Source organism: Pseudochrobactrum lubricantis (assembly GCF_041929865.1).
Taxonomy (GTDB): domain Bacteria; phylum Pseudomonadota; class Alphaproteobacteria; order Rhizobiales; family Rhizobiaceae; genus Pseudochrobactrum; species Pseudochrobactrum saccharolyticum.
The window spans coordinates 23,921-31,462 of sequence record NZ_JBHEEE010000007.1 but is presented as its reverse complement, the minus strand read 5'-3'; the positions used below and the strand labels follow the sequence as shown (position 1 = coordinate 31,462).

9 protein-coding genes are annotated in these 7,542 nt (G+C 50.3%); 3 read left to right on the top strand and 6 right to left on the bottom strand.

Annotation, left to right across the window (positions count from 1 at the left end; all coding sequences use genetic code 11):
- Nucleotides 1-111 precede the first annotated feature (111 nt).
- Nucleotides 112-327 (bottom strand): hypothetical protein, encoded by a 216-nt coding sequence (locus JNC80_RS14735; RefSeq protein WP_022712475.1) that lies wholly within the window; start codon nucleotides 325-327, stop codon nucleotides 112-114.
- Between the two features lie 414 nt (nucleotides 328-741).
- Here JNC80_RS14735 and dapE point away from each other — a divergent pair, with 414 nt between their 5' ends.
- Both dapE and JNC80_RS14725 read left to right on the top strand, forming a co-directional pair.
- The gene (dapE, locus tag JNC80_RS14730) at nucleotides 742-1,929 is read left to right on the top strand and encodes a succinyl-diaminopimelate desuccinylase (protein WP_376710732.1); all 1,188 of its coding nucleotides are present in this window, start codon (nucleotides 742-744) and stop codon (nucleotides 1,927-1,929) included.
- A 70-nt stretch (nucleotides 1,930-1,999) separates the two neighbouring features.
- Nucleotides 2,000-2,605 (top strand): hypothetical protein, encoded by a 606-nt coding sequence (locus JNC80_RS14725; RefSeq protein ID WP_075657055.1) that lies wholly within the window; start codon nucleotides 2,000-2,002, stop codon nucleotides 2,603-2,605.
- On the opposite strand, the gene truA is transcribed toward JNC80_RS14725, so the two are convergent.
- Genes truA through def form a run of 4 tightly spaced genes read right to left on the bottom strand, consistent with a single transcriptional unit; the run spans nucleotide 2,600 to nucleotide 5,398 of the window.
- On the bottom strand, nucleotides 2,600-3,355 hold the full coding sequence (gene truA, locus JNC80_RS14720; RefSeq protein WP_151160114.1) for a tRNA pseudouridine(38-40) synthase TruA: 756 nt from the start codon (nucleotides 3,353-3,355) through the stop codon (nucleotides 2,600-2,602). The genes JNC80_RS14725 and truA overlap by 6 nt on opposite strands.
- Nucleotides 3,356-3,883 (bottom strand): GNAT family N-acetyltransferase, encoded by a 528-nt coding sequence (locus JNC80_RS14715; protein ID WP_376710731.1) that lies wholly within the window; start codon nucleotides 3,881-3,883, stop codon nucleotides 3,356-3,358.
- Nucleotides 3,880-4,815, bottom strand: a complete 936-nt coding sequence (fmt, locus tag JNC80_RS14710; protein WP_376710730.1) for a methionyl-tRNA formyltransferase — start codon at nucleotides 4,813-4,815, stop codon at nucleotides 3,880-3,882. Before fmt ends, JNC80_RS14715 begins: the two co-directional genes overlap by 4 nt.
- Before the next feature lie 49 nt (nucleotides 4,816-4,864).
- Nucleotides 4,865-5,398, bottom strand: coding sequence for a peptide deformylase (gene def / locus JNC80_RS14705; protein ID WP_122092461.1), 534 nt, complete (start codon nucleotides 5,396-5,398; stop codon nucleotides 4,865-4,867).
- A gap of 178 nt (nucleotides 5,399-5,576) precedes the next feature.
- Between def and JNC80_RS14700 the strand changes: the two genes are divergently transcribed.
- Nucleotides 5,577-6,803, top strand: a complete 1,227-nt coding sequence (locus tag JNC80_RS14700; RefSeq protein ID WP_151160117.1) for a DNA recombination protein RmuC — start codon at nucleotides 5,577-5,579, stop codon at nucleotides 6,801-6,803.
- 346 nt (nucleotides 6,804-7,149) lie between these two features.
- On the opposite strand, the gene JNC80_RS14695 is transcribed toward JNC80_RS14700, so the two are convergent.
- Nucleotides 7,150-7,401 (bottom strand): Rdx family protein, encoded by a 252-nt coding sequence (locus JNC80_RS14695; RefSeq protein WP_151160118.1) that lies wholly within the window; start codon nucleotides 7,399-7,401, stop codon nucleotides 7,150-7,152.
- Between the last annotated feature and the right edge of the window lie 141 nt (nucleotides 7,402-7,542).

Genomic DNA, 7,542 nt, shown 5'->3' with positions numbered 1-7,542 from the left:
TTTTATAGGCCGGTCATTTTCAACGGATCAGTTGGGAGGTCTGTTCATCAGACGTTGAAATCCGGCTGTCATTCATAGTGTTGATGTTATGCGGAGGAGGTACCGGCTAAATTAGCCGTTATAGCTGGACGGTGCATTATCACCGAAGCCGTGTGCGGAACCGTCAGTAAAGGTTTCAGCCTGCGTGCTTTTCACAGTTGAAGTGGTGATCACAGGTGTCTTGTCATTGCTGTACAGATCATCAGGAATACCCGCATTAGGGTTTTCAGCAAAAGCTGCTCCGGCAGAAAGAGCAAGTGCAGCAACAGTCAAAGCAATCTTTTTCATTTTCATATTCCTTGTTCAATTTATGTGAACGTGCTTGGGAGATGCGCCGTTCCGATGACCCTGAGATAGGAGCCATTGTTTAGGATTTCAACTCACATAAATTTTACGAATAAATAAAAATTCTGACACAATCTTTCCTTGAAAAAACAACGAACACATATCAACCCAATAAAATCAATAACTTAATAGCTTAAAAATTCGGCAGATATTTCAATATTCGCTGTATCGTTCTCTAAATAGAGACATTCCGTTCGTTGTATCGTTCCCAATTGATGAACAATAACAGTTTTATCACAATATTATTACCGGCTGTTACAGTGCTGTTTTTGGAATTAGATACCGGCAAATCACAGTGTGACTCATCAAAGATAGATTCCAGATGCGCCAGCTTGCGGCATCTGCTAAGCCTTGTGCATGATGACCACATTTGATCCCGCCGAAAATCTCGCTGCTCTTATCCGCTGCCCGTCAGTTACACCGGCAGAAGGCGGAGCTCTCACAACGCTGCAGGCAATGCTGGAACCGCTCGGCTTCAAAATCGAGCGTCCTGTCTTCACCGAAGAAGGCACGCCGGACATAGAAAATCTCTATGCACGCCTCAAAGGCACAGGCCCGCATCTGATGTTTGCCGGCCATACCGATGTCGTGCCGACCGGTGATCTCTCGCTCTGGAAACACCCGCCTTTTGCAGCCGTTATTGAGAATGGCGAACTCTATGGTCGTGGCGCAGTCGATATGAAAGGTGGCATTGCCTGTTTTGTTGCCGCAACCACCCGCTATCTGAAAAAATTTCCGGATCGCAAGCCGAATATTTCTTTCCTGATTACCGGCGACGAAGAAGGCCCTGCAATCAACGGCACGGATAAATTGCTGCATTGGGCAAAAGCTAAAGGCGAAAGCTGGGATGCTTCACTGGTTGGCGAGCCAACCAATCCTGACCGCTTGGGTGAAACAATTAAAATCGGCCGCCGTGGCTCTGTCACCGGCACGGTAACAGTGCATGGTACGCAGGGGCATGTGGCCTATCCGCATAATGCGGATAATCCGGTGCGCGGTATTATGGCTCTGCTGAACAGCCTGCTGATACCGGCCTATGATGAGGGTACAGAGAATTTTCAGGCCACAAATCTGGAAATCACTTCGATTGATGTCGGCAATCCGGCAACCAATGTCATTCCGGCAAAAGCAATCGCCTCATTCAATATCCGCTTCAATGACACATGGACAGCAGATACTCTGCAAAAAGAAGTTACACGCCGTCTGAGCGATGCTGCACAGGACAATCCGTTCCGGCAGGATAAATCGGTGCCGCTGCACTATGAATTACAGTGGAGCGAACGCCCGAGCCATGTATTCCTGACCCGCAATGACAAGCTGATTGACTCTCTGAACGATGCGATCAAAGCGGTGACCGGCAAACAGGCCACACTTTCCACATCCGGCGGCACATCTGATGCCCGTTTCATTAAAGATTATTGCCCTGTAGTGGAATTTGGTCTTGTCGGCCAGACCATGCATATGGCCAATGAGCGGACATCACTGCAAGACCTTGAAAATCTCACCGCAATTTACGAAAAATTCCTTGAGGGTTTTTTCGCCTGAGTCATTTTACTTCGGGTGCTTGTCCTGAAAACACAGGCACCTCTTTCGTCGTCACTTATACAGGTTGCCCATGCCCAGTTTTGAAGAGATTCAGTATTATTTCTCCGCAGTCTGGCGCACCATGACCGGCCATCCGGAAGCATTGAATGATCTGAATACGGATGCAGACGGTTTCTGGCGGTCTTTTTATGCAATCCTGATTTCTCTGCCGCCAATGCTGATCGGTTGGGTCGAAATCGCAGCCCGCCTTACAGAAGGAACAGAAGGCAGCGACGCTACAGCATTGCGCCTTATCAATACGGTCAAGCTCGGCGCTATTGATATGATTGTCTGGCTGTTACCGCTGCTCATCATCGGCTTCTTGAGCCGCAGCCTTGGCCTTGAACGCCGTTTTTCTACCTATGTAGTCGCTACCAACTGGACCACCGCGTTATTTGCGTGGATTTATGCCCCGCTTTCATTCCTCAATCTGCTGCTGCCGGATTTGTCTCCGGTCTTCGCAGGCATCGGTTTCGGGCTGTTTCTGGCGACATTGGTACTGAGCTACAGGCTCACCCGCGCAGCCTTGCAAAGACCACATAGTTTCGCCGCACCATTTTTCATTTCTGTGGTGCTGGGCAGTATTATGCTGACAATCATACTGCAAAATCTGGCAGGTTTTATGCCTGCTCTATAAAATCAGCGGATAATCCGCACCGATCATATAGAGGCCGTGGGCAGGTGCCACGACACCGCAGGCTTTGCGGTCACGTGCCTCCAGTGCCGCCACCAGATCGTCATTGGTCCAGCGGCCTGTACCAACTTCAGAAATACTGCCAACCAGCGACCGCACCTGATTATGCAAGAAAGACCGTGCAGATGCCCGCACCTCAATTAACTCGCCATGGCGCTGCACATTCAAGAGATCAAGCGTTTTAACAGGGCTTTTGGACTGGCATTGTGTAGAGCGGAATGTCGTAAAATCATGCAGACCGACAAGCAATTGTGCGGCCTCGTGCATGGCATCCGTATCCAGCTTTTTCGCTACCCACCAGGCACGGCTGGCTTCCAGCGCCAAAGGTGTGCGACGATTGATTATGCGGTAAATATAATGTCGTCCCAGCGCACTGAAACGCGCATCAAAATGATCCGGCACTTTCTCGACATTAATCAGAAAGACGCTCTCTTTATCCAGTGCCAGATAGGCATTGACGGCATCGCGCACTTTGGATGCGCCCCAATCCTTGGTCAGATCAACATGGGCGGTTTGTTGAAAAGCATGAACGCCGGCATCGGTACGCCCTGCAGCACCAATTGAATTGCTGTCACCGCAAAATTTAAAAATCGCGGCTTCAATAGCCCCCTGCACCGTCGGCGCATTATCCTGCCGCTGCCATCCGGCATAGGGTGAACCATCATATTCAACTGTCAGGCGATAACGCGGCACTCAATTTTCTCCGAATGCAGAAGCATAAATCAATTTACCCTGTATGGTCGCACAAGGCTTACTCTCTGTGAGATATTTCAATTGCAGATATTGTGCAGGATAAGGACTTTCAAACTGAGCAGCATCGGCAACGCTGTAACCGAAGCGGCCATAATAGGCGGGATCGCCTAAGACAATGCTCAGAACCTCACCTTGCTGAAGCAGCAGCTTGTGCGCAGCTTCAACCAGCGCACTGCCCAGCCCCGTCCGTTGCATTTCCGGTGACACAGCAAGCGGCGCCAAAGCAACAGCAGCAAGACGATTGCCGGACTGTTCGACCCATAATCTGGAAAACAGGATATGTCCGGCAATTTGACCGTCAATTTCCGCAACCAGCTCCAGCATAATGTCACCGTCAGCGGCCAGCTTGCGCACCAATGCAACCTCATCAGCCCCGTCAAAAGCAGCAGTAATCACACCATCAATCATTGAGCGATCCTGCTCTCTGACGGGACGGATATCCGGCTGCTTGACGGGAGAATGACTCATGGCAGAATTGTACCGGTTGCGAGCTTAACGCCATTGCAGAATTCTGCAGCGCTGACAGCCTTGCCACCCGCTTTTTGTACCAGCGTCAGCGCAATTGCACCGTCACCACAGGCAATCACCAGCTGACCTTCCAGCACTTCACCGGCTTTGCCAGCGCCATCAGCGATCACCGAGCGCAGCACTTTTACGCGCTCAAGCTGACCATTGATTTCCATCTTGCACCATGCCCCCGGAAACGGGCTCAGCCCACGGATACGGTCATGCACGGCCTGCGCAGGTTGCGACCATTCGATACGCGCTTCGGATTTTTCAATCTTGGAGGCATAGGTCACGCCATCTTCTGACTGCGGATTGAGCTTCAGACTGTCACGCTCCAGTGCAGCCATAGCACGCACCATCAGATCGGCACCGGTAATGCTCAAACGATCATGCAATTCACCGCAGGTCATATTCGGAGTGATGGTAATTTTCTCGACCATGGCCACAGGACCGGTATCCAGCCCCTCATCCATTTTCATAATCATCATGCCAGTCTCGGCATCACCAGCCATAATCGCCCGCTGGATCGGCGCCGCACCGCGCCAGCGCGGCAACAGAGACGCATGACCATTATAACAACCAAGTGCGGGCGCTTCGAGAATAGCCTTTGGCAGCAACATGCCATAGGCAACAACCACAGCGACATCCGCATTAAGATCACGGAAAATCTGCTGTTCTTCTTCACTTTTCAGGCTTTTCGGGGTGAAAACAGGAATACCGAATTCTTCCGCTTTTTCATGCACCGGCGATTTTGTCAGTTCCAGACCACGACGACCAGCCGGACGCGGCGGTTGGCTATAAACAGCAACAATCTCATAGCCCTGTCCGATCAGCGCTGTCATCACCGGAACAGAAAATTCCGGCGTGCCCATAAACACAATACGTAACGACATAGACTATCCTACCTACACTCTCTGACCTGACCGTAATTCAGCCTGTGCTTCAGATTTTTTTACCCGAAGCCGGCACATGGGTTTTAGCCAGTTTTTTGAATTTCTTGATCACCATATCCCGCTTGAGCTTGGAAATATGGTCGATAAAAAGTACGCCATCCAGATGGTCAATCTCATGCTGCAGACAGGTCGCCATCAGGCCCTCAGCTTTGATTTCCTGCGGTTTACCGTCCAGATCCTGATAGGTCACGCGCACAGTCGCAGGACGTTCCACTTCCGCATAATAATCAGGGATCGAGAGGCAACCTTCTTCATAGCTGCTCGGCTCATCCGAGCGCTCGACAATCACCGGATTGATGAAGACATGCGGCGCAGGGGCATCGCCCTCTTTCGCCAGATCAATCACCACCATACGGATCGGCTCAGCCACCTGAATTGCAGCCAGACCAATACCCGGCGCATCATACATCGTGGCAAACATATCATCAGAAAATTTACGCAAATCCGCATCGAAACGCTCAACGGGTTTGGAAACCTGACGCAAGACCGGATCAGGAATAAAAATAATCGGCTTAATGGTCATCACAGTGATCCGGTGTTGCAAATGATTGAAAATATCTGACACCCGCGCAGGCAGGCACAATCGGAATGATGTCCGATCTAATCTCTCAGCACTCCGCCGTCAATAAATTACATGAGATGAATAAAAATTTGTTCACGTTTTATTCTTATATTTACCGCGAATCGTGTAATCTTTATCTATGGAAACATTATCTGCTTCAGAAATACCGGCATCCTTTGCGGGTGCTCTCGGCCTCAGCCCCGCCCAGTTTTTGCTGGCGGCGGGCGGTTTTGTTCTGCTCATCATCCTCCTGCTGTTCTGGCTGTCCGGCCGTAACAGCAGAACGATGTTGCATGCACAATTCCAGTCGGAAGAGCGGGCGCGCGAGGCAGAAATGCAAATGCAGTCGATCCTGAAAAGTCAGGCAGAGATGCAGGGCCGGATGCAAACGATGGCTGAACTTTTCGGCGCCAGACAGGCAGAACTCAACAAATCCATCCGCGACCGGCTCGACGGCATGACCAGTCATCTTGGCCGCAGTATCAATGAACAGACCCGCTCGACCCATGAAAACTTAAGCAAGTTGCAGGAGCGGCTGGCGGTGATCGACACCGCGCAGAACAATATCCAGTCTCTCGCCGGTCAGGTTGTGCAATTGCAGGCCATCCTAGCCAATAAGCAAACGCGGGGCGCTTTCGGCCAATCGCGGATGGAAGCAATTATTGCCGACGGTCTGCCAATGGGTGCCTATGAATTTCAGGCTACACTCTCCAATGGCATGCGCCCTGATTGTCTAGTGCGGATGCCCAACGGTACAGCCTCATTAGTGGTCGATGCCAAATTCCCGCTGGAAAGCTGGAATGCATTGAAGGTCTCTGAGACACCGGAAGCCAAACGTCATTACGAACAGCTGTTCCGCCGTGATATGGAGGTACATATCCGTGACATTGCTGCCAAATATTTCATCAGCGGAGAAACACAGGATACGGCTTTTCTGTTTGTGCCGTCAGAATCGATCTTTGCGGAAATTCACGAGAATTTTGAGGTGATTATTCAGCGGGCACATCGTTCCCGCGTGGTTATCGTCTCGCCTTCCCTGCTGATGCTCTCCATTCAGGTCATCCAATCCGTGCTCAAAGATGCGCGGATGCGGGAACAGGCGCATCTCATTCAGGGAGAAGTTGTGCGGCTGATGGATGATGTATCGCGCCTTGATGAGCGTGTGCGCAAATTACAAACCCATTTCTCACAAGCCAGCCGCGACATTGACGATATTCTGATTTCATCTTCCAAAGTCACCCGCCGCGGCGCGAAGATTGAAGCATTGGAACTGGGCGATAATCCGGATAATCACGAGCAGAAAAAAGCGCCGCAGCAACAGTCTTTACCGCAGAACCGTGCCCCTTCTGCACCACGCTTTTTATAGGGGGCAATCTCGCGGAATCTATCTCTGAAAACAGGATTATAAGCCTTTGCAAACGTGGCCAAAATCCTGTTCAAGGCACAACAGAGCCTTATTTTATGTAATAAAATTAACCATTTCAGCTATCTGCGTCACAATAAATAAAGACGAAACCAGCAATCCGCGCCTGTTCAGTTCACATATATCCGCCTCGAAACCGGAAAGCCGCAGCGGAATCTCTGCCTCACATTATGCCCGCAACACTTTGCCCGCCAAATAAAAAAGCCGGACGCACATTGCATCCGGCTTTAACTCTACAATAAAAATCAGCTAGTTACGTTTTATATATTACCTAAAGACCAGAGCCTGATCAGCCCTTCATTGTCTCACGAATACGGGCAACCAGCGCATCACTTTCCGGAAAGCCGTTTTCAGCTTTACGATCCCATACCACCTTATCATTCAGACGGATGATGTAATTGCCATCTCCGCCCGGAATAAGCGCGATCTCACCGACTTCATCACCGAATGCCTGCAACAATTCCTGAGCCGCCCATGCAGCACGGAGCATCCAGTTACACTGGATGCAATATTCAATGGTAATACGTGGTTTAGCAGTCATATCGAAATATCCTATATTAAGTAGAGCGTTCCCGTTCATATTGAATCGTTAGAACCACTCTACTCTTTTGTTTTACGCATTTTCCTACGCAAAACCGGTTCCCACTTTTGCTGGAAATGCTCTAAAACAAACCCGCCGGAA